At 37.5% G+C, this 21,649-nt stretch carries 22 protein-coding genes; 10 read left to right on the top strand and 12 right to left on the bottom strand.

The features are described from left to right. Positions 1 to 2 precede the first annotated feature (2 nt). The 5 genes from U736_RS0104785 to rpsF form a co-directional block, all read right to left on the bottom strand. Positions 3 to 1,493, bottom strand: a complete 1,491-nt coding sequence (locus tag U736_RS0104785; RefSeq protein WP_012754954.1) for a replicative DNA helicase — start codon at positions 1,491 to 1,493, stop codon at positions 3 to 5. A 593-nt stretch (positions 1,494 to 2,086) separates the two neighbouring features. After that, the gene (gene rplI, locus U736_RS0104775) at positions 2,087 to 2,683 is read right to left on the bottom strand and encodes a 50S ribosomal protein L9 (protein WP_012754955.1); all 597 of its coding nucleotides are present in this window, start codon (positions 2,681 to 2,683) and stop codon (positions 2,087 to 2,089) included. 25 nt (positions 2,684 to 2,708) lie between these two features. Further along, positions 2,709 to 3,689, bottom strand: a complete 981-nt coding sequence (locus U736_RS0104770; protein WP_012754956.1) for a hypothetical protein — start codon at positions 3,687 to 3,689, stop codon at positions 2,709 to 2,711. 150 nt (positions 3,690 to 3,839) lie between these two features. Next, the gene (gene rpsR, locus U736_RS0104765) at positions 3,840 to 4,088 is read right to left on the bottom strand and encodes a 30S ribosomal protein S18 (RefSeq protein ID WP_012754957.1); all 249 of its coding nucleotides are present in this window, start codon (positions 4,086 to 4,088) and stop codon (positions 3,840 to 3,842) included. Continuing rightward, a complete protein-coding gene (gene rpsF, locus U736_RS0104760) occupies positions 4,088 to 4,495 on the bottom strand; it encodes a 30S ribosomal protein S6 (protein WP_012754958.1) in 408 nt (135 codons plus the stop codon). Before rpsF ends, rpsR begins: the two co-directional genes overlap by 1 nt. Positions 4,496 to 4,826: 331 nt before the next feature. Between rpsF and U736_RS0104755 the strand changes: the two genes are divergently transcribed. From U736_RS0104755 to gmk, 7 genes are all read left to right on the top strand, one after another. Further along, positions 4,827 to 5,414, top strand: coding sequence for an undecaprenyl-diphosphatase (locus U736_RS0104755; RefSeq protein ID WP_012754959.1), 588 nt, complete (start codon positions 4,827 to 4,829; stop codon positions 5,412 to 5,414). Between the two features lie 77 nt (positions 5,415 to 5,491). Continuing rightward, positions 5,492 to 6,436, top strand: a complete 945-nt coding sequence (gene fabD, locus U736_RS0104750) for an ACP S-malonyltransferase (protein ID WP_026500359.1) — start codon at positions 5,492 to 5,494, stop codon at positions 6,434 to 6,436. Between the two features lie 18 nt (positions 6,437 to 6,454). Continuing rightward, positions 6,455 to 7,192 (top strand): 3-oxoacyl-[acyl-carrier-protein] reductase, encoded by a 738-nt coding sequence (gene fabG / locus U736_RS0104745; protein ID WP_012754961.1) that lies wholly within the window; start codon positions 6,455 to 6,457, stop codon positions 7,190 to 7,192. A gap of 261 nt (positions 7,193 to 7,453) precedes the next feature. Next, positions 7,454 to 7,690: an acyl carrier protein gene (locus U736_RS0104740; RefSeq protein ID WP_004860281.1), complete on the top strand. Its 237-nt coding sequence runs from the start codon at positions 7,454 to 7,456 to the stop codon at positions 7,688 to 7,690. Positions 7,691 to 7,791: 101 nt separating this feature from the next. Further along, complete coding sequence (fabF, locus tag U736_RS0104735; protein WP_012754962.1) at positions 7,792 to 9,054, top strand: beta-ketoacyl-ACP synthase II; 1,263 nt, start codon at positions 7,792 to 7,794, stop codon at positions 9,052 to 9,054. Positions 9,055 to 9,150: 96 nt separating this feature from the next. Then, a complete protein-coding gene (mltG, locus tag U736_RS0104730) occupies positions 9,151 to 10,260 on the top strand; it encodes an endolytic transglycosylase MltG (RefSeq protein WP_012754963.1) in 1,110 nt (369 codons plus the stop codon). A gap of 299 nt (positions 10,261 to 10,559) precedes the next feature. Further along, positions 10,560 to 11,237 carry a guanylate kinase gene (gmk, locus tag U736_RS0104725; protein WP_012754964.1) on the top strand — a complete coding sequence of 226 codons (678 nt, stop codon included), beginning with the start codon at positions 10,560 to 10,562 and terminating at the stop codon, positions 11,235 to 11,237. A gap of 30 nt (positions 11,238 to 11,267) precedes the next feature. On the opposite strand, the gene rsmA is transcribed toward gmk, so the two are convergent. From rsmA to lptF, 6 genes are all read right to left on the bottom strand, one after another. Beyond that, the gene (gene rsmA, locus U736_RS0104720) at positions 11,268 to 12,098 is read right to left on the bottom strand and encodes a 16S rRNA (adenine(1518)-N(6)/adenine(1519)-N(6))-dimethyltransferase RsmA (protein WP_026500358.1); all 831 of its coding nucleotides are present in this window, start codon (positions 12,096 to 12,098) and stop codon (positions 11,268 to 11,270) included. After that, a complete protein-coding gene (gene pdxA / locus U736_RS0104715; RefSeq protein ID WP_026500357.1) occupies positions 12,089 to 13,102 on the bottom strand; it encodes a 4-hydroxythreonine-4-phosphate dehydrogenase PdxA in 1,014 nt (337 codons plus the stop codon). Before pdxA ends, rsmA begins: the two co-directional genes overlap by 10 nt. Next, positions 13,102 to 14,058 carry a SurA N-terminal domain-containing protein gene (locus tag U736_RS0104710; protein WP_026500356.1) on the bottom strand — a complete coding sequence of 319 codons (957 nt, stop codon included), beginning with the start codon at positions 14,056 to 14,058 and terminating at the stop codon, positions 13,102 to 13,104. Before U736_RS0104710 ends, pdxA begins: the two co-directional genes overlap by 1 nt. Positions 14,059 to 14,167: 109 nt before the next feature. Then, positions 14,168 to 16,528, bottom strand: coding sequence for an LPS-assembly protein LptD (locus tag U736_RS0104705; protein WP_026500355.1), 2,361 nt, complete (start codon positions 16,526 to 16,528; stop codon positions 14,168 to 14,170). Continuing rightward, positions 16,529 to 17,620 carry an LPS export ABC transporter permease LptG gene (lptG, locus tag U736_RS0104700; RefSeq protein WP_012754969.1) on the bottom strand — a complete coding sequence of 364 codons (1,092 nt, stop codon included), beginning with the start codon at positions 17,618 to 17,620 and terminating at the stop codon, positions 16,529 to 16,531. Beyond that, positions 17,617 to 18,807 carry an LPS export ABC transporter permease LptF gene (lptF, locus tag U736_RS0104695; protein WP_012754970.1) on the bottom strand — a complete coding sequence of 397 codons (1,191 nt, stop codon included), beginning with the start codon at positions 18,805 to 18,807 and terminating at the stop codon, positions 17,617 to 17,619. The genes lptG and lptF overlap by 4 nt, the downstream gene beginning before the upstream one ends. A 397-nt stretch (positions 18,808 to 19,204) precedes the next feature. On the opposite strand from lptF, the gene U736_RS0104690 reads away from it, so the two are divergent. Genes U736_RS0104690 through U736_RS12755 form a run of 3 tightly spaced genes read left to right on the top strand, consistent with a single transcriptional unit; the run spans position 19,205 to position 20,080 of the window. Next, complete coding sequence (locus U736_RS0104690; RefSeq protein ID WP_012754971.1) at positions 19,205 to 19,651, top strand: DNA polymerase III subunit chi; 447 nt, start codon at positions 19,205 to 19,207, stop codon at positions 19,649 to 19,651. Further along, complete coding sequence (locus tag U736_RS12540; protein ID WP_012754972.1) at positions 19,651 to 19,827, top strand: hypothetical protein; 177 nt, start codon at positions 19,651 to 19,653, stop codon at positions 19,825 to 19,827. Before U736_RS0104690 ends, U736_RS12540 begins: the two co-directional genes overlap by 1 nt. Continuing rightward, positions 19,817 to 20,080 (top strand): hypothetical protein, encoded by a 264-nt coding sequence (locus U736_RS12755; protein WP_012754973.1) that lies wholly within the window; start codon positions 19,817 to 19,819, stop codon positions 20,078 to 20,080. Before U736_RS12540 ends, U736_RS12755 begins: the two co-directional genes overlap by 11 nt. Here the strand turns inward: U736_RS12755 and U736_RS0104675 are convergent. After that, positions 20,077 to 21,366, bottom strand: a complete 1,290-nt coding sequence (locus U736_RS0104675) for an MFS transporter (protein ID WP_026500354.1) — start codon at positions 21,364 to 21,366, stop codon at positions 20,077 to 20,079. The genes U736_RS12755 and U736_RS0104675 overlap by 4 nt on opposite strands. Positions 21,367 to 21,649 lie beyond the last annotated feature (283 nt).

Here is a 21,649-nt window from a genome sequence, read left to right as displayed (position 1 = left end):
ATTTAACCAATTTGTTCTGGAAGGTACTTACTATCTGCCAGATCGCTAAAGCGTGTGAAATCAGACTGAAAGGCGAGATGAATAGTTCCTGTTGGTCCGTGGCGTTGTTTTGCGACAATAACGTCGGCTTTCCCAAAAGCGTTGTCCATTGCGTCTTGCCATTTCACATATTCAGGGCTACCTAACTTTGGTTCTTCATTTTTGAGATAATATTCTTCGCGATAGACAAACAGAACAATGTCGGCATCTTGCTCAATTGAACCAGATTCACGTAAATCTGAGAGTTGTGGACGTTTATCTGTTCTATTTTCTACTTGACGTGAAAGTTGAGAGAGAGCAATAATAGGAATATTCAATTCTTTCGCTAATGCTTTTAATCCTGTGGTAATTTCTGTGATCTCTTGAACACGATTTTCTGATGAACGCTTTGAACTGCTTGTCATGAGTTGGATATAGTCAATAAACAAGATATCTAAACCATGTTGCCGCTTGAGACGCCGCGCACGAGCAGCTAATTGCGTAATTGATATTCCCCCAGTTTGATCAATATAAAGTGGTGCCTTTTGTAGTTGGTTCACCGCACGAATAATTTTTGAAAATTGTTCATCTGAAATATTACCACGCCGAATATCAGAAGAAGAGACTTCTGTTTGTTCAGAAATAATACGTGTTGCAAGCTGTTCGGATGACATCTCAAGTGAGAAGAATCCCACAATGCCGCCTTCATTTTCTTGGATATTGGCATTGCGATTATAAGCATTAGCAATATTAAAGGCAATATTGGTAGCCAATGAGGTTTTACCCATACCAGGGCGGCCCGCAAGGATAATTAAGTCAGATGCTTGTAATCCTCCCATTTTTTCATCAAGTGTTTTTATATGGGTGGCTATCCCTGATAATTGTGAAGAGCGCTTTTTCGCAGCACTTGCCATATCGATAGCTTTTTTAATAGCCTCATTAAAATTTTCAAATCCACCTCCATATTTCCCTTTTTCTGCTAGCTCAAATAATTGATTTTCAACAGTTTCAATTTGTTGGGTAGGCGTGAGCTCTACAGGAGCATCAAAGGCTGTATTGACAACTTGAGTTCCAAGGTTAATCAAAGACCGGCGGATAAAAAGATCGTAAATGACGCGTCCATAATCTTCAGCGTTAATAATAGTGACTGCCTCTGTGGCTAAGCGAACAACATATTGGTATACAGTAATATCTCCAATTTTTTCTTCCATTTGGATATAGGGCTTGATTGTAACTGGATCTACACGTTTTCCTGTTTTAATAAGGTGAGATAAAACATGATAAATTTTTTGATGCAATGGTTCAAAAAAATGTTCTGGTTTTAGAAAATCTGAAACGCGGTCAAGAGAATCATTGTTGATAAAGATGGCACCAAGCAATGCCTGTTCAGCTTCAATATTATACGGAAGTTGCCGAAAAGAAGGAGAATCCTCTTTTTTTGAAGAGCTGACATTAACAACGTTAGTTTCTTCCATAATATTTTTCCACTAAAATTCCAAGTCTAGCTACTTTAGGCGATAAATTGAAAATCGTATAATTAAAAGAATAGAGCTACAACCCTTCATTTTAAGTTAAAATTATATAATTTTTCAAAACTCTCTTTTCGTTGCTCATTTATCATTCGTGTATTATTTATGTAACGTCTATCTATTTTGTTTTATAATATGCGATTTTAAAGTGGAAGTTTTGGTACTCTAAATTTAAGTATTTTGAAGTTACATGACCTTAAAATTCCAATATCTGTATAAGTAGAATTACTCTTTTATAACTGAAATTATTTCAGATCATGTGAGGATACAATTAACTTACCGCTCATACAAGCCTTACCCTAAAAGGTAGAACTTTAAATTATTTTTGCTTTATATGCTGGAAATAAAAGATATTTCCTCTTAGTGATATTATCATTCTCGGCATGTAATGCCTTTAAATAATATATTGCTAATTCTTTCATAAAAATTAGGTTCTTTATGTATGATAGCCATAAAATACTCACTTTTAAAGTGTGAGTATTTTATGAGCAATATTTAATATAGAATAAAAAATATAAAACAGAAAGCAAAAATAGCAATTAATCTTCTTGATGAGAACTGTTTATATCGTTGTCATTAATTTCTTCTGCCAATAATTCTTCCTGACTTTCTTCTAATAATTCTTCTTGAATATTATATATTTCTTTAGCAGAAGTGAGAGTTTCACCTTCTGCTTGGCGTTGTGCTTCACTGGTAGAACGCGCAACGTTAATAATCACAGAAATTTGAACCTCAGGATGTAAGCTAAGAGTGATAGTGTGAAGACCAATCATTTTTATTGGATGGTTAAGTTCGACTTGATTTCTCCCAATAGAAAAGCCTTCATCTGTTATAATTTCAGCAATATCACGTGTTGACACAGAACCATAAAGTTGTCCTGTTTCACCAGCAGAACGAACAACAATGAATGATTGTCCATCAAGTTTTTCAGCAACTTTTTGCGCTTCGCTTTTGCGTTCAAGATTACGTGCTTCAAGTTGTGCACGTTGTATCTCAAAATGTTTTTTATTGGCTTCATTTGCTCGTAAAGCTTTACCTTGAGGCAAGAGAAAATTACGCGCATAACCATCTTTAACTGAGACAATATCACCCATCTGACCAAGACGAGGAATGCGCTCAAGTAAAATAATATCCATAGTTTTTCCTTTCGAACAAATAAATTTAGTGGAGTTTTTTGCGTGATTGAAAATTATATTGAATAGCAGCCCAAATTCCCATCAAAAGCATCATGAAAACAATAGGTGGAGTAAAAACGACTGTTAAAATAGCAATATAAACAAGAGAAAGTATAATGATCCGACCGTTTACCCCTTTTGTAATATTGTGAAGATATGCTAGACCACTAATTAATATGATGACAGTGTATGCAGTACTAAAGACACGGGTACTCAAGTTAAGAGAAGCGCTCAACTCAACCATCGATGCTATGCAAACAATAATGAAAATAACAATTCCAGAAATTGGAAGGCGGAGAGTTTGGCTCCAATCATCACGGGGTCTTTTCAGCCATTTCATGTGTTGTGCTGCTATCATGGAAAAGTAAAGGTTACCAATGAGAAAAACCAAACTATAAATAGTCAAAGAAACAGCAGTAAAAGTTGCTGGATGCGTCATTAAAAGCTCACTAAAAGCGCGTATATCGGCTTCTTTTATTGACTGTGATTGTTGCAGAGTTTGTGCTATGTTTTCGGTGATTTTTTTTGCAATGACGGGTGTGGAAGGACGGGTTTGAACATAGAGCCCAATGAAAGTTGCTATAAGAGCGATAAAATTAGTTAAATGAAAAATAACCGATGATAATGGATACCAGATCAGTTCGTTTTCTTTTTGAGCTGGTCGTGCAAGTCCAAGAAGCCAAGAAGCATAGACAGCAGGAAGGAAAAATAAGAACATCAAGCCAAGAGCAATATAGGTATTAGTGGTTATGATAAGAACAACAGTGGCACTTATGAGGGCGATGAGACTGGCTAATGTTCCTTGACCGAACGCAACAATAAAAATTGGCAATGAAAGAAAGCAGCCAAGAAGAAGAGAAAAAAAGGGCGCGATATTTGCAACACTGATGATTGCCATTCCTATTACAACAGCAAATAATCCTGCTAAAATACCGATTAATATCTCATAGGTACGATTTTTTTTCATTTATTGCTGTCCTGCTTTCTGCAGTTAGGGGCGTGTCAATACCCCAACTTTAACATGTAATAGCTTAGCATAGGATGCAACAAGCTATTTTTTTAATCATATAAGAAAAGCAACTGGAGAAACTCTCCAGTTGCATAGCGTATTGAGCGTTTACTTTATAACGTACGGAAGTAAGCCTAAAAAGCGAGCACGTTTGATAGCATTAGCTAATTCACGCTGTTTTTTCTGACTAACAGCAGTAATCCGTGAAGGAACAATTTTCCCACGCTCGGAAATATAACGTTGTAACAACTTGATGTCTTTATAATCAATTTTGGGAGCATTGGTCCCTGAAAAAGGACATGTTTTACGACGACGATGAAAAGGGCGACGTGCAGAGTTTTGATTGGTGTCAGTCATCATTCTACCCCTTCTATAGCATTTTCACGTTGACGACGTGGAAAACGAGGACGCTCTTCATCCTGTCCAATGTGACTATTGCGATCAAGGTGTGAGAGCATAGCAGATTTTTCTTTTTCGTGTTTTTCTACGCGAATGGTCATATAACGCAAAATATCCTCATTGATGCGCATCTGACGCTCCACTTCAGCAATTGCTGAAGCTGGTGCATCAATATTGACCAAGGTATAATAAGCCTTACGGTTTTTACGAATGCGGTAAGCAAGAGGACGAAGTCCCCAATTTTCTATACGCCCAACTTTCCCACCATGTGCTTCAATGACACCTTTGTAGAGACTCAAAAGTTCATCAACTTGCTGCGGTGTAATGTCTTGTCGGGCAAGGAACATATGTTCATAAAGAGCCATTGTTGTTTTGCCTTTCTTCAATTAAAACTTACCGGTTTTAGCGCAAAGCCTCTGCGACTTGTCTTTTTTGGAAATCCAAAGAAGAAAGGACGCGTTTACGATTCGAGACATCCGAGAGCGGAGACACGGGAGGCCGGAAACATTGTATTTCCTACTGAATTTTACAGCCCTCCGTTCAACCTCCAGCTAAAGTGCCGGCAACGAATATTTCATATCTACAGGTTATTTTTTAAAATAGCAAGTTTATGCACATAAAAAAATTGATTTGCTAAATCTTGATATATTTCCCTCTTCTACAAAAAGATAGTACTGTAACATAAAGGAGAGAAAAATGGACTTTTTAAACCAGATTGATGTCACACTCTTTGAAATGTTTGTCGGCAATCATCAAGCTTGGTCGATTGTAGTTTTGTTTAGTATTTTTTGTGCAAAGTTTTTAATTTACATTATTCCTCTCCATCTTTGTGCGTTGTGGTTTTGTGGTGGGGAGAGGGAACGATGTGTCGTACTAAGCATTTGCATGAGTATTTGTGCGGCTCTTTTCGTAGGTTATCTCATTTCTCTTTTTTATTTTCATCCTCGCCCATTCGTGGTAGGGTTAGCGGCACCGCTTATTCAACATCGTGCAACAGCTTCTTTTCCTAGTAATCATGCCTTGACCATTGCATCTTATGCAGCTAACTTTTATTTTTACCGATACAAGGTTGCTTTTAAATTTGCCACGGTGTTTTTGTGCTTGATCTGTTGGGCGCGCATCTTTGTGGGTGTACATTATCCCTTTGATATTTTAGCAGGTGCAATTTTAGGAAGTCTCATAAGTTTGGGTGTTATTCAGTTTATAGCACCCTATTTTCCTAAGTTTTTATATCAAATTCCGCCCTTAAAATATAATTTTAAGAGTGGTATTCGTTTTAAATGAAGGGCTTTATCTTGATTTGTGCGGATGAATAAGGTCAAAAGAAAGTAATTTAATGGTACAATTTTAGGAGTTGATAAATGGGTGCAGCTTTTATTTTTCCAGGGCAGGGAAGTCAACTTGTTGGTATGGGGAAGGCGCTTACAGAGCAATTTATTGCCGCACGGATGGTTTTCGAGGAAGTTGATGATGCTTTGGGTGAGAAATTATCAAAGATCATTTTTGAAGGACCAGCAGATGTTTTAACGTTAACAGCAAATGCACAACCGGCATTAATGGCTGTATCCATGGCTGTCATTCGTGTGATGCAACAATTAGGGCTTCGTATAGAAGAAAAGGTAAAGTTTGTTGCTGGTCATTCTTTAGGCGAATATTCGGCCCTTTGTGCTGCTGGTACATTTACTCTCACAGATACGGCAAGACTTTTGCGTATTCGTGGCAATGCTATGCAGGCTGCTGTCGCAGTTGGTGAAGGTTCTATGGCAGCACTGATTGGTTTGGAAGAGCACATTGTGGAAGAAATTTGCGAAACTGTTTCTGGAGAAGGACTATGTCAGATTGCTAATGATAATGGTGGTGGGCAAATTGTTATTTCAGGTAAAGCAAAAGCAGTTGAGACAGCGGTAGAGATTGCATCAACAAAAGGTGCAAAACGTGCACTTCTTCTTCCAGTTTCTGCACCTTTTCATTCATCTTTAATGCAACCTGCTGCTGATGCCATGAAGAAAGCACTTTTGACTGTTAACAAAATGCCCCCTATTGTTCCTTTGATTGCTAATGTTTCTGTTGCACCTGAGAGCAATCCAGAGCGTATTACTACTCTTCTTGTTGAACAAGTGACTGGGAGAGTGCGATGGCGTGAAACAATAGAATGGATCGCTGCTAATGGGGTTGATACGCTTTTTGAAGTTGGTTCTGGAAAAGTATTAACAGGTCTAACGCGTCGTATTAACAAAGATATAAAGGGGGTAACAATTGGAACAGTTGATGAAATAGAATCAGCGCTAGGCGTGCTTGGCGTTTAATCTATAAGGAGTAAAAAAATGTTTAGATTAACAGGACGTAAAGCTCTTGTAACGGGGGCTTCGGGAGGAATTGGTGAGGCAATTGCACGCTGCTTTCATGCACAAGGAGCCATTGTTGGACTTCATGGAACACGTGAAGAAAAGCTTAGAGAAGTGGCGGCAGAATTAGGGCAGAATGTTTTTGTATTTCCCGCTAATCTTTCTGAACGCCAATCGATTAAACAATTGGCTGAAGTTGCAGAAAGAGAAATGGATGGTGTCGATATTTTGGTTAACAATGCGGGAATCACTAGGGATGGTCTTTTTGTGCGTATGCAAGATAAAGACTGGGATGATGTTTTAGAAGTTAATCTAACAGCAGCTTCTCTTTTGACGCGTGAATTAATACATTCTATGATGCGCCGCCGTTATGGAAGGATTATTAACATTACATCTGTTGTTGGTGTTGTGGGAAATCCTGGACAAACGAATTATTGTGCTGCAAAAGCAGGCTTGATAGGTTTTTCTAAAGCATTGGCACAAGAAATTGCTTCGCGAAACATCACTGTCAATTGTATTGCTCCAGGATTTATTAAATCTGCAATGACAGACAAGCTTAATGAAAAGCAAAAAGAAGCCATTATGGCTGCGATCCCAATGAAGCGTATGGGAAGTGGGCAAGAAATAGCCGCTGCTGCTATTTATTTAGCAAGCGATGAAGCAGCCTATACGACAGGCCAAACACTCCATATCAATGGTGGAATGGCAATGATTTGAGTATTTATTTTATTCCACATTGATTTATGAGTTGTATTATTTTAGATAGTAACGATTGAAATAGAAAGATGCATCTATTTCTTTAACATAACCGTTGATCAATTGATGTCGGAATGTCAGATTGGTTCATTTTGTAGGGGATATCCACAGGATGTTTTAAATCATTGCTAAAATCTTTTAAATTAATGCATCTATTGCTTGATTAGATGAGCCGATATAGTTAACCAAATTATAGGAAAATATAAATTCGAGGATTTCAACATGAGTGATACAGTAGAGCGCGTTAAGAAAATTATTGTGGAACATCTTGGGGTTAATGCTGATAAAGTTGTAGAAAATGCAAGCTTTATCGATGATCTAGGGGCTGATAGCCTTGATACGGTTGAACTCGTTATGGCTTTTGAAGAAGAGTTTGGGGTAGAAATTCCAGATGAAGCTGCTGAAACGATTTTCACAGTTGGTGATGCAGTCAAGTTCATTGATAAAGCTTCTGCATGATTACTAAAGGGCAAAGGCATAAATTGCTTTTGCCTATATTCTTCGGAGCTCTTTTGAAAAGAGGGCTTTGAGAGGTGAAGTTTAGTTCAAGGTTAGAAGTTATGAGACGTGTTGTTGTTACTGGTTTAGGATTGGTATCTCCATTAGCTGGTAATATTGAATATAGTTGGAAACGACTTCTTGAAGGAAGAAGTGGTGTCCGACGTATCACTGAGTTTGATGTGTCAGATTTGCCATGCCAGGTTGCTGCGCGTATCCCCGTAGGGGATGGAACAGAGGGGACCTATAATGCTGATTTGTATATGGAACCTAAAGAGCAACGTAAAGTTGATGCATTTATTGTTTATGCAATGGCTGCTGCTAACCAAGCGCTTGCAGATGCCGAATGGTTTCCTAAGAGTGATGAAGATCAGATTTGTACAGGTGTGTTAATTGGTTCGGGAATTGGGGGAGTTGAGGGCATTGTTGAAGCTGGTTATACGCTTCGTGATAAGGGACCTCGTCGTGTTTCTCCTTTTTTTATTCCAGGTCGTTTGATTAATCTTGCTTCTGGTTATGTGTCTATTCAATATGGTTTACGGGGGCCTAATCATTCTGTTGTAACGGCTTGTTCGACAGGGGCGCATGCGATTGGTGATGCGGCACGTTTGATTATGTTTGGTGATGCAGATGTCATGGTGGCAGGGGGGGCCGAGTCTCCGATAAATCGGATATCTCTTGCAGGTTTTGCAGCTTGTAGAGCTCTTTCTACTTGTCGCAATGATGATCCTGAACGGGCGTCACGTCCTTATGATGCTGATCGTGATGGTTTTGTGATGGGGGAAGGAGCAGCAATTGTTGTTTTAGAAGAGCTGGAACACGCCAAAAAACGAGGAGCGCGTATTTATGCTGAGGTTATTGGCTATGGTTTATCTGGTGACGCTTACCACATTACAGCGCCTTCAGAAAGTGGTGAAGGAGCTCAGCGTAGTATGATGGCTGCTCTTAAGCGTGCACAAGTGAATGTGAGTGAACTTGATTATATTAATGCTCACGGTACATCAACGATGGCTGATTCCATAGAACTAGCAGCTGTTGAGCGTGTTTTAGGGAATTATGCACCACAAGTATCCATGTCATCAACGAAATCATCTATCGGGCATTTACTTGGTGCCGCCGGTGCTGCTGAGGCTATTTTTTCTGTTCTAGCTATACGGGATAATATAGCCCCAGCGACACTTAATCTTGACAATCCATCGATTGAAACGAAAATCGATCTTGTACCACACAAACCGCGTGAACGAAAGATTGATACGATTCTTTCTAATTCTTTCGGATTTGGTGGGACAAATGCATCGTTGGTGATGCGACGTTTTAGGGGATAATAAGTATTTTTATTTAATTTCTGCTTTTGAGTTTTCTACTTTGTTATAGGGTGAATGAGAAATTATAATATTGTCCTTAATCGCTATTGAGGGGTTATGTCCGATGTGAAAAAAGGAAAATCATTAAAGGACGTAAGTGATTCCTCTTCGAATCATTTAGCAGATAGTTATGACATGTTAGTACATAAAAAACGAAAGAAATCATCTATCGTCCGTAATCCGTTGGTTATTCTCGGTCATTTTTTTCTTATGCTGATTGTGGTTATTCTTTTCGCCATAAGTATTCCTCTTTATATTGGAAAAAGTATTTTTGAAGAAAAGGGGAAAATTGAGGAAGAACAAATTGTTCTTATCCATCCTGGCACGGGAATTCGTGAAATTGCTTCATTGCTAGAAAAACGTGGTTTCATTCGATCATCAGATATTTTTGTTTATGGGGTTGGTTATCACCAAAAAACAACGCATCTGAAGGCTGGTGAATATTTAATTCCGGCTCATTCCTCGATGCAGGATATTATGGATATTCTTGTGAAAGGAAAATCTATTGAGTATACATTTACAGTACCTGAAGGTTTAACGGTTCAGCAAGTTTTCGATCGATTAGCTGCGAATGAAATTTTGATTGGAGATCTTCCAAAAAATTTGCCTCCAGAGGGCTGTTTAATGACGGATACTGTTCGTTTTATTCGGGGGACAACGCGTAAAGAGATTGTAAACAGATTGCGTGAAGGACAGACAAAATTAATTCATGCTATATGGGCTACGCGTTCACCTAATTTACCTATTAAATCAATTGATGAATTTGTTATATTAGCCTCAATTGTTGAGAAAGAAACGGGAATTGCAGCAGAAAGACCAATGGTTGCTGCGGTATTTTATAACCGCCTTACAAAGCATATGCGTCTTCAATCGGATCCAACAGTTATTTATGGTCTCTTTGGAGGAAAAGGAAAGCCATCAGGTCGTGCAATTTATCGTTCAGATCTTGAGAAGGAAACACCATATAATACTTATAAAATTAATGGTTTGCCTCCAACAGCTATTGCAAATCCAGGTCGAGATTCTTTGAAAGCGGTGGCACATCCACCAAGCAGTGATGCACTTTATTTTGTTGCTGATGGTTCAGGAGGGCATGTTTTTTCTCGAACTTTAGAGGAACATAATGTGAATGTTCGCAAGTGGCGAGAATTAAAGGCAAGACATTGAATTTATAATGATAATACATCTTTTTGCATCGTAAGTGAGAATGCAAAATATAGTAAAATTTTTCTCTTTAAACTTTTTATGAGAATGATAAAAAATCATTTTCTTGTCTGTCACAAGTGGGATTAGCGTATGGATAAAAATATTTAAGAAAGCAGTGAATACACTGCTAATAACTTATCTCAAAAAAGAGCAGAATAACATTGATAACTGCTAAGAAAACACATTGATTAGGGGAAAGGTTGAGATAATGTATAATTCAAATTTTGGAGAAACATTTATGAACAAAGTAGAGTGATGTAATGACAGTCTTCGAAAGTAAATTGAGTACTATAAAAATAAATCAACGCCGCGGTTTTTTATTTATTCTCTCTTCACCTTCAGGTGCTGGTAAATCAACAATTTCTCGATTACTTCTAAAAGATGGACAATTAGAGCTTTCCGTAAGTATGACCACAAGGAAAAGGCGTCCTAGTGAAGTAGATGGGCTGCATTATCACTTTATTTCAAAGGAAGAGTTTGAATATAAGCGTGATAGAGATGAATTTATTGAATGGGCAGAAGTTCACGGGAATTATTATGGCACTTTACGTGAAACTGTTGAGAACGCATTGAGTACTGGCCGTGATATGTTATTTGATATTGATTATCAAGGTACTGAGCAGCTGCAAAAAAAGATGCTAGGAGACACTGTATCTGTTTTTATCCTTCCACCATCAATGAAAGAGCTTGTTTCGCGTTTACATCGTCGAGCAGAAGATAGTCAAGATATCATCAATTTACGATTGGAAAATGCACGAACGGAGTTAAAGCATTGGCGTTCTTATGATTATGTTGTGATTAACGAAGATTTAGATCAATCTTTATCTTTTATTAAATCAATTTATTTAGCTGAAACCGTAAAACGCGAGCGCTGTTCTTATCTTGACTCTTTTGTTGATGGGCTTATTGCTGAAAAGATCGATAAATGTCTTGATTAAAAAAGGTTGCATAACAAAAAGTGCAGTTTTTTAGAGCACTAGATGCGCTAAAGTTACAAATTCTGAAACCGATAGCGTTTCAGCACGGCGTGTTCCATCAATTCCAGCTTTTTCTAACAGCACTTCACCTCCAAGTGTTTTGAGATTTTGACGAAGCATTTTTCGTCTTTGTCCAAAGGCGATTTTTGTGACGAGGCTTAGTTTTTGTGCAGAGCAGGCAAGAGGTTGTGTTCGCGGAATAATATGAATAACGGAAGAAGTTACTTTAGGTATTGGTATGAAGGCTTGAGAGGGCACATCAAAAGCAATTTTAGCAGTGGTACGCCAGCCAGTTAAGACACTAAGACGTCCATAATGAGTAGATTGAGGTTTAGCTGTAATCCGTTTGGCAACTTCACGTTGAAACATCAATGTCATTGATTCATAAAAAGGAGGCCATGGTTCAGTCAAAAGCCAATTTAATAAGAGTTGTGTCCCAATATTATAGGGAAGATTTGCAATAATGCGAGGTTTTTCTGGGCTTGTTTCAAAGAGTTTTGAGAAGTCTTGCTTCAGTGCATCATTACAAATAATTTTTAATTTTTTAGGATAGTGTTTTTCTATTTCTAAGAGAGCTGGTATGCAGCGTTCATCGCGTTCTATTGCTGTTACAATGGCGCCCTTTGCTAGCAAGGCACGTGTGAGACCTCCAGGACCAGGACCAATTTCAAGAACAGGTTTTCCTTCTATATTACCTGCGTGATGAGCAATTTTAGATGTTAAATTAAGATCAAAAAGAAAATTTTGCCCCAAAGATTTATGCGCTTGTAATCCATATATATCAATGACTTCACGTAGAGGAGGGAGATTATCTATTGGCATGGTATTAAACTATTTTCGGCAAGTTGATTTGCAAGTTTAAGAGCAGCAATAAAGCTTTCGGGAGAGGCTATCCCTTTATCAGCAATGTCAAAAGCAGTTCCGTGATCTGGAGACGTGCGAATAAAAGGGAGACCTAACGTGACATTAACAGTGCTATCAAAGTCTAATGTTTTAACAGGGATAAGGGCTTGATCATGATACATACAAATGGCAACGTCATATGCCTTTCTTGCGCATTCATGGAACATTGTGTCGGCAGGCAGCGGTCCTGCAATATTGAGTCCTTTCTTTTTAAGATATTCAATAGCAGGAGTGATAACTTCAATATCTTCTTTTCCCATTGCACCTCCTTCTCCAGCATGAGGATTAAGACCAGCAACAGCTAGTCGGGGTGACTTTATTTTAAACCGTGTTTTTAAGTCACATTCAGTAATAAGTACCGTTTGAACAATTAAATCACGGGTAAGCTGTGAAGGAACATTTTTAAATGGAATATGAACAGTTATTGGTACTGTTTTTAATCGAGGTCCTGCTAACATCATAACTGGATGATAACATTTATGAAAAGCTTTATGGGCTAAATCGGCTAAAAATTCTGTATGACCTGGAAATTGAAAACCGGCATCATAAAGATTCTTTTTTGCGATAGGACAAGTAATAAGTGCACATGCATGGCCATTTTGAATCAATTGAACACAGCGTTGAATTGCTTCAATGATTCCAGCGGCATTATTCGATGAAGGTATACCTAATTGATCACTTTGTTTGTTTTTTAACGGTATGATAGGAAGAGCGTTTTGAAAATTTTTTGCTGAATTATTGATTAAAACAGATTGCACCTCAACATCAATCTGTAAAAAACGAGCGCGCGAACGAATAACATCTGGATCAGCAAGAAGCACAAAAGATGGAATTTGGCGCGTAACACGCAAACTCCACGCTTTTAGTACTATTTCAGGACCAATTCCGGCAGGATCACCACCGCTAACAATAAGAGCAGCCATTATGAATTTTGAATGCGCGCCACTCGCCGCAGTTCTCCTAAATATTTGTCGCTTAATTCTTCAAGTTTTTGCGGGCTTCTTTTTTTACTATCTTGAAGAGAAAATATTAGTCGAGCGACATAATCATCAGAAACTCTTTTTATTTTGCAGACAGCAATTGCTTCGATTCCATCAGATGTTTCTTGTAATTTTGTCATTTTTCCAGCAGGCGTTGCAAGAATAGCTTGTTCCCATGCATTGGGAAGTTGGGGCTCCAGAAACTTTCCTAAGTGGCGGATAGTAACGTCTAAAATACCTCTTGCTTGATTGTGAGCATTGGCACATCCACGGAAATGTGCACGAAAATTGCTTGCTTCTCTTTGACGTCTTTCAAAAATTTCTGAACGACGATGTGCAGGAATGACAAAAACAATTCGCTGTAATGTATATTCATTGGTTGAAGGTTTCACACCACCATTTTTTAATATCCTGCGTACAGCTTCTTGTTCGCTAATCATACCTGTTTCAGCTTGATAGCGTGCACTAACAAGACGCCCCCATCCTATTTGTCCACGGATGTAATCTTTAAAGTGTTGCACAGTGATCTCAGTTTGGATCAGAATCTGGTTGAGCTGATCAATCGTCATATTATTTTGTGTCGCAAAATTCTCAAAAGCTCTATCAACTTCATCATTGCTTACTTCAATATTACGACGTTTTATTTCAATATTTTTTAGCTTTTCATCGATAAGCTCTTTTTTAGCCTGTGCCACCAAATTGCCTTGCTTTTGTTGTAATCTGAGAAAAGCAAGGCGCCTTTGTATATCATAATTTGTGATAGGGTTGCCATTAACTGTAACAACAATAGAAGTCTGCGCAAAGACTGTCGGAATCAAAAATCCATTTATTAACAGGCTGCTTACGCTCAAAGACGTAATATAAAATAAAGCAAGAACACGCTTTTTCAATTTATTCATGTGAATAGGCTTTCGCATTGTTTATTAATTCTCATCAACAACTTAAAATATACACTTTCTTTCATAAAAACAATGATAAGTTAAATGACTGATACATTCTCTTTATAAATTAATCTATCTTTTTTCCGATATCTGCAATCGTACGCAATGAAAGAGAGAAATTAAAGTTTTGCAAGGGTGTTTTCCTGCCTGGATTCGTTACCTGTTGATAACCGAATGTTAACCCGAAACATTCATCTGTATAATTCAAGCTAATTCCTCGCTTTACAAATGTACCAGATACTAAATCATAACCGGCGTTGCTATTAATAGACCAATAATCTGCCAGTTTAAGTCCTGTTTGAAAAGAAATTTCTTGGCGCTCTTGAGGATATTCATAATCTGGTTGCTTTGCGATATAGGCATATTGTAGAGCCGCCCAAAAATTTTGCCATTTTTGTGATGCTTCGATTTCACTACGGCGGATTTTTCCTGTCTTTTTGTCAAAGCGTCCACGCGTTTCTAAGGAAAAACCACTTTTATGGGTTGCACCAAACATTGCAACATAGTCTGAACGTTTTGCCTCTAAGCTAGAATGAATACCGACATTGACAAAGTCCTTTTCTGCAAAAGAATTCTTTCCTGCTAGATGAAAGGATTGTCCAACAAGACCATAAAGAGACCAATTGTCATTAAAGCTTCCAGAATATCTTAGACCTATATTGGCTCTTGTGCCACCTTCTACACGATCATAACCAGAAAATTTGTCTCGTTGAAAGAGAGTGGTTGCATCAAAGACAAAGCTTTGAGCATCTTCATTAGGAATTTTTCCAATATATTGTTCATTATTGCGTATAAAAATTTGTGCGGTTGGTTCTATAATATGTGTAGAATGATCTGCTGTAATAAGGAAGGGATAGCGTAGTTCTAACCCTGCTGTTGCCATGCCACGAATTGTTGAACCATGAATTGCGGATGAGGAATTGTTTTCTGTAGAAGCTGTATAATTTTCGCTTGCATTGGTTGTAATGATATCAGCTCGTAGAGAGAGAAGGGGGGTTAAGATGAGTCCGTTGTGCGTGTTGAAGCGCTTTTTCCACTGAAGCTCGTTTGTTAAACGCAAACTGTTTCCAGCCATACCAGAAAGTCTTACTATGTTGAGAGGGTTTCCTTTCTGGTCGGTAGAACTGAAGTCAGTATGACGGCGATAAATTGATTGCATATTACTATGGAAGGTAAGCTCTCCATTATAAATGGGTTCATCTGGTGTGAAAAAATAATCGATGCGCGGTAGGACCCAAGCTTGCCGAGAGTGACGTTCATAATGAGGATCATTCAATATTGAATCTTGAACTTTAAAATGATAAAAACGCATATCAAAATAATTTTTTCCTGCAAGACCATTCAGATAGATCTGAGAAAGTTGTGTAGGATTGCTATAGTTTTCAAGTTTATAGGCACGACTAAAATGCCGATCTGATTGTGCAAGAATATCCCATCCATAAGTCCAGTGTGAATTAATACGAAAGTCCCCTTTTGTTGCCAGCATATAACGGTTTTTATACTGTGCATCAATCGTATCATTATCAAATCTATGCCGTTTCATTTGGTATATATGAGCAAAGCGAATATTATAACTGCCCATTTTTAAACGTTGACGCCATTCCCCTTCGGTTAAAAGCCCTTGTTGGGTATAAATAGTAGAAGAAAGGGTAAAATCATAGTGAGGGGCGAGATTCCAAAAATAAGAATTCTTTATCCCCATACCGAGATAATCAGTATAAAAAAAATGAGGAGTAAGGAGACCGCTAGCACGCCTGACAGTTGGATCATAGATCTCAAAATTTGGAAATTTTATAATCGGGACACCAAAAACTTCAAAACTGCTATTTTCAAACCGAATTTTTTTGATGCTATTATTCCATATGATCTTTCTTGCTTTAATTTTCCATAGGACGTCTCTATCTGGTTTATAAGAGCAAGGTTCACAGGCTGTATAGGTTGCATTTTCAAAGACTGTTATGTGATTGTTTTTGCGTGTAGCATTTTGGGCTGAAAAGTGAACATTGTTGGCTGTATCAATACGTAAGGCGTTTACAAAACCCTCGCCAAGATCTTTGGTCATATCAATTTGGTTGGAATAAATTTTATTACCATCCTTTTCAGTAATTTCAACGTTCCCTTGTGCTATAAGCCGTCCTGTTTTTTGATTGTAAATAATTTTTTGAGCGACAACTTTATTGCCATCATATTCGATTTGGACATTACCTTGTGCAGAAACAGTGTTTTCATCACGATTGTAGATGAGTTCATCCGCAGAGAGCAAAAGAGGACGTTCCGGATTTCGAATGCGACTTTGGGAAGGAGACATAAGGCTTTGAGCGTGCGCACAATAAGACAAAGCGCCTCCTAAAATAACCCCTATAACACTTTTAAAAGCGAGAGCACTTAATTTTTTTAAAATATTTTTTTTAAGTGTTAATGCTTTCACTTAGCCATCCTCTTTATGAAGTAAGAAAGAGATTCCTAAGAATAACGCAATAACAACAGGTGTCCAAGCTGCAATAATTGGTGGAATATATCCAGCATTACCAAAAGCTTGAACAAGTACGGAAATAACATAAAGCATAAACCCAGCTATTACTCCACCAAGAATCAACGTTCTAGATTGTCCGAAACGCGTAAAATTTAAAGATACAGTTGCTGCAATGAGGGTCATTGCCACAAGCAATGCCGGTAATGCAATCAAAGATTGGAAATACATATCAAAATTATTAGCAGAATAGCCAAATGAACGTGCAATCATAATTTTTTTTGGCAATTGGTAAAATGGAATAGTCGCGGGATTCGCTAAACGTTCCGTTAAAAATTCAGGTTTTAGATTGGTTTTTATTTGCAACACGGTAAATTTTTCAGGAGGATGCCCTATTTTATAGATTGTTCCATTTGTTAATAGCCAAGATCCATTAGTCAAGGTTGCTTTTGGGGTGTTAATCCAATTTTTGACGGTTGCGTTGTCATTGTATTGTACAAAGGTTGCATCGAGAAGAGAAAGTCCTTGGTCGGTGATAAATTTAGCACCAATGGTTGTTCTGCCTAAATTTGTACGTTGAGTTAACCAGTGGATATCTGTATTATGAAGAGGTGTTAGTACATTGTTATTGCGCCATTCAGTCATCTTTTTTTCTGCTTGAGAAAATCCCCATGCAGCAAGTGGATTAATGAGGAGAATTGAAAATAATCCCAAAAGAAAAGCTCCCAAACAAGCTGGCATAAGAAATTGCCATGCAGAAACACCGATTGAACGAGTCACCACAAGTTCAAGTTTTTTGTTGAGCGAGATAAGTGTTGCCATTGCAGAAAAGAGTGCAATGAAAGGGATAAGTTGTTGCATGATAAAAGGGATGCGTAAAACAGAGAGGAAAAATGCATCTTTTGCTGTATGATGCGGAATGGAGGATAGCCTACCGGAGTTCTCTGTGAAATCGATTAAAAGAGCAAGAACAAAAATGCTTCCCCAGAAATAACAAGTTATTTTAAGATAACGTATAAAAAAGTATCGTCCAAGTGTCCACCCAATCATGATATTTCATCCGAGGAATCTTGAGATTTTCGATGTTCAAATTTGTTCATTACTTTTTGGAAAGCGATTTGAATAATCTCATTAACTTTTGTGGGGAGCCCAATTTTATGATTCGTTAAAAGCATAAAAAAGACAAATGCACTTGTCCCTATGGGCATAATATAAAGGAGTGGAATGTATGCAAGATCGTTCTTTGCTTTTTCTGCGAAAAAATATCCTATCCAATACACCAGAAAAGAAAGGGCAATTGCTGAGAAATTTGCGGAATGACGAGCTTGTCGATGGGAGCATACATCCCCTGCTGCTGCTAATGCGATAAGTGAAAAAACAATAGGGTAGAGCCATTGTGTTAATCTGCGATGAAACTCAGCTTTATATTGGAGTGGTTTTCGTTGATAGTAGGGGTCTTTTGGATCAGGGTTTTGTAAATAAGAAAGAGATCGATCTTTTGGATAAAGAGTAGGTGCTTTATCACTGGGGATAAACTCCCCTAGGCTAAAAGTATATGAGCTAAATTGAACGATTGAAACACTGTTATTCTGATGGTTGACTCTTTCTATTTCACCGTTATTGAGAACCAGAAAACTACCGTTTTTATTGCTCACAATGGATGCGTCTGTTGCATAATAAAAAAGATCAGTTTTAGGATCACGCTGGTCGGCAATGAAAAGGCGTTCAAGTGTTCCATTTGGATTTCGCTCGCCAATTTCTATGTAAAGGTTATTGGCGAGTTTTTGGAAGCTTCCTTCATTAATGAATAGATTAATAAGATCAAAATGAGCGCTTGCTAGCATTTGTCGCATATGAAGACGCGCTTGAGGAACAACAAAATTAGCTATAGAAAAGGAGATACAGGATGCAACAATAGCAAGAAGAAGAATAGGTTTCCAAACAGTACTTTTAGGAAAACCAGAGGCATTGATGACAGCAAGTTCTGAGTCTTGATGCATTGCTGAAAGGATGGTTGTAATTGCGATCACTAATGCAAATGGAATGACAAGAAAAACAACAGAAGGAACCAATGAGAGTGAAAATTGTAAGACTGTGAGGAGTGTTTGTTTACTTGTTGTGAGAAAGTTTATCCGTGCGAGAATTTGTACTGTCCAACTAACGCCCACTGCTGCAATCATAACAGAACTAAACAAAACAAGGACACGTTTCAGGATGTAGAACTCAATAATACGCATAAATTGGGGAAAATCCTCAGTCTTTAATTCGATAGCAAATATTTTTACTGCTTTCGGTTAAAATGTAATAAAGTCCGAAAAAATATCCTTCTATGAATTGGATATTTTAACCAAATAAATAATATAAAATTGCCTATGAGGTCCTCTTTAAATTTTCCGTACATTATATTTTATTTTCAAATATAGTCTACAAAGAATCTAGAAAATAACTTAAAAAAATTTTTATTAACGTTGAAATTAAAATTTTTTGTCTTTTAAAGACACGTGCAAAAAGATAATGCATCTCAATCAAAAAAGAGGGTTTATATCTTGAACCGTTTCCTTTTATACTGTGGGTATGGAAGTTTCTCTAAAAAAGATGTTAGCTTTTTATAAAGGGTGATGAGGGCTTAAGAGGTTGGATATTCTATTCTATCATTTGACGCAGTCAACGCTGAAAGATATTTTGCCAACGCTTGTAGAGCGTGCATTGGCTCGTTTTGGTAAGGTAACAATACAATGTGTAAGTGAAGAACAACGCGATTCTATGGATATGCATTTATGGGTTTATGCGGATGAATCATTTATTGGACATGGAACTGAGTGTGATCAATATTCAAACTTTCAGCCTGTATTTCTGACGACAGGACAAGAAAATCCGAATGATTCAAAGATTCGTTTTCTCATAGAGGGAGCCGTATGTTCGAATATTGATACTTATCAACGGCTTGTTGTGATATTTGATGGTAGAGATGATGAGCAGTTGAGTCTTGTTCGTGCACAGTGGAAAAAATATAAAATGGAAAATCATAATTTAACGTATTGGCAACAGACTGAAGATCGTTGTTGGGAAAAACAGGTTTAATGCGTCTCATCTCTGTTGTTCTGATTTTTATAGGATTGATAGGAATAGTAAATCCAGCGCTTTTTATTGCGAAAGGATCAGGGGGAGGGCGTTGGGTTTTTATTGTGATTTTTCTTTTAGGCATATTAAAGATATGGCCTACAATTAAAAAAATGAAACGGCATCATGATAATTGATCGAATTTTGCTTGTTTTATGGGCTGTGATATTGGCTTTTTTTTGCGTTTCGTGGTTGGGAACAACACATATCTTATCAGGAATGTTTACTGTTGCTTATATAAGCAATATTGCAGATTTTTTATTTTTCTTTTTGAGTGCCTTGTTTGCAGGAATATTGTGGTGGAAAATACCGCAACCCATGTCTTTAAAAATGAAACTGGCAGCATTTTTGCTGCCAGTACTTATTTTATTCTTCTTTATTATATTTTAGTTGGATATTTCATCATCTGTAAATCCGACGAAGCAAATCAGTGAAATAAAAGAAGCAAGAAGCAAATAATAGCCGATATAAGATGTATCAAAATGTTGTACCAGATATTCTGCAATATAAGGCGCAAGAGAGGCTCCTACGATACCCGATAAGTTGAAAGTAATAGAAGAACCAGTATATCGAATTGCTGTTGGGTATGGTGAAGCCAAAACAGCACCAAGAGGACTGTATATCATCCCCATGATAGACAAACCGATAACAGACATTGCAAGGACTCCTATAACTCCAGAATTTAAGAAATAAGGAATTGCAAAAGAATAAATACCGGTGATAATTGTAACCCAAATCATCAAAGTTCTACGTCTAATACGATCAGCGAGTTTTCCAGTGATGACAGTAAAAATTCCACAGAAAATAGCACCAACAATTTCGACTTGAAGAGCTTGATAAAATGGCAATTGCAGATGGTTTGTTGAGTAGCTTAACAAATATGCAGTGACCAAGTAAAACAAAACAAATGTTGCCATACCAGAAAATATTCCAAGAAATAGGATTCGTGGACATTTTAAAAAGACATCGATGATAGGAACTTTGACACGTTCTTTACTTTCAAGAGTTTTTTTGAATTGAACAGTTTCATTGATTGAAAGACGGACCCATAATCCTATAATCATAAAAACAACTGAAGCAATAAAAGGAATGCGCCATCCCCAAGCTAAAAGTTCCTCATGATCAAGGAAATGCAACAGACCTAAATAAACAGCAATAGATAAAAATAAACCGATTGGAACGCCCAATTGGGGGAACATCGCATACCAGCCGCGCTTTTCTGGAGGGGCATTTTCTGTTGCGAGCAAAACAGCTCCTCCCCATTCTCCTCCTAATCCCATTCCCTGTCCAATACGGCACAAGGTCAAGAGGAAAGGGGCAAACCATCCAGCGGTTTCATAAGTAGGAAGAAAACCAATAATGACTGTTGAAAGACCCATTGTGAGAAGAGAAGCAATAAGTGTTGCTTTTCTTCCAATTTTATCTCCAAAATGTCCAAAAACAATTGATCCAAAGGGCCTGGCAAAAAAGGCCGCTCCAAAGATCAGGAAAGATTGTAAAATGGCAATCTGATCATTTTGTGTTGGAAAAAACACATGAGGAAATATGAGAGCTGCGGCAGTGGCAAAGACATAGAAATCAAAGAATTCAATTGTTGGGCCAATAAGGCTTGCAAACAAAATGCGACGAGGGGAATTTCTGTTTCTTGTACCTTGTATTTCTAAGTTTATAGACATGAATAGAATGTCCCTTTCAGTATATGACAAATCAAATGATGAGTTAACTGACTATAATTATAAAAATTTCAAATCACTGTCGAGTCGATATTATGACGTTTCTTATATATTAGAACAATGATTATGGCTTGATGAGCATGAATTAAGTGTTCTTTAGATTATCCAAGTTAAGTAGAATAAAGACACTGTTTTAAATGCTGTAGAGGAAGAAATATGTGGATATAAAGGCCGCTCTCATTAACATTACTGTTTCCTTTAATGTTTAATGCCATCTTATTTATAG

The organism is Bartonella grahamii ATCC 700132 (assembly GCF_000518085.1).
GTDB classification, from domain to species: Bacteria; Pseudomonadota; Alphaproteobacteria; order Rhizobiales; family Rhizobiaceae; genus Bartonella; species Bartonella grahamii.
This window is presented reverse-complemented; position numbering and strand designations above follow the sequence as displayed.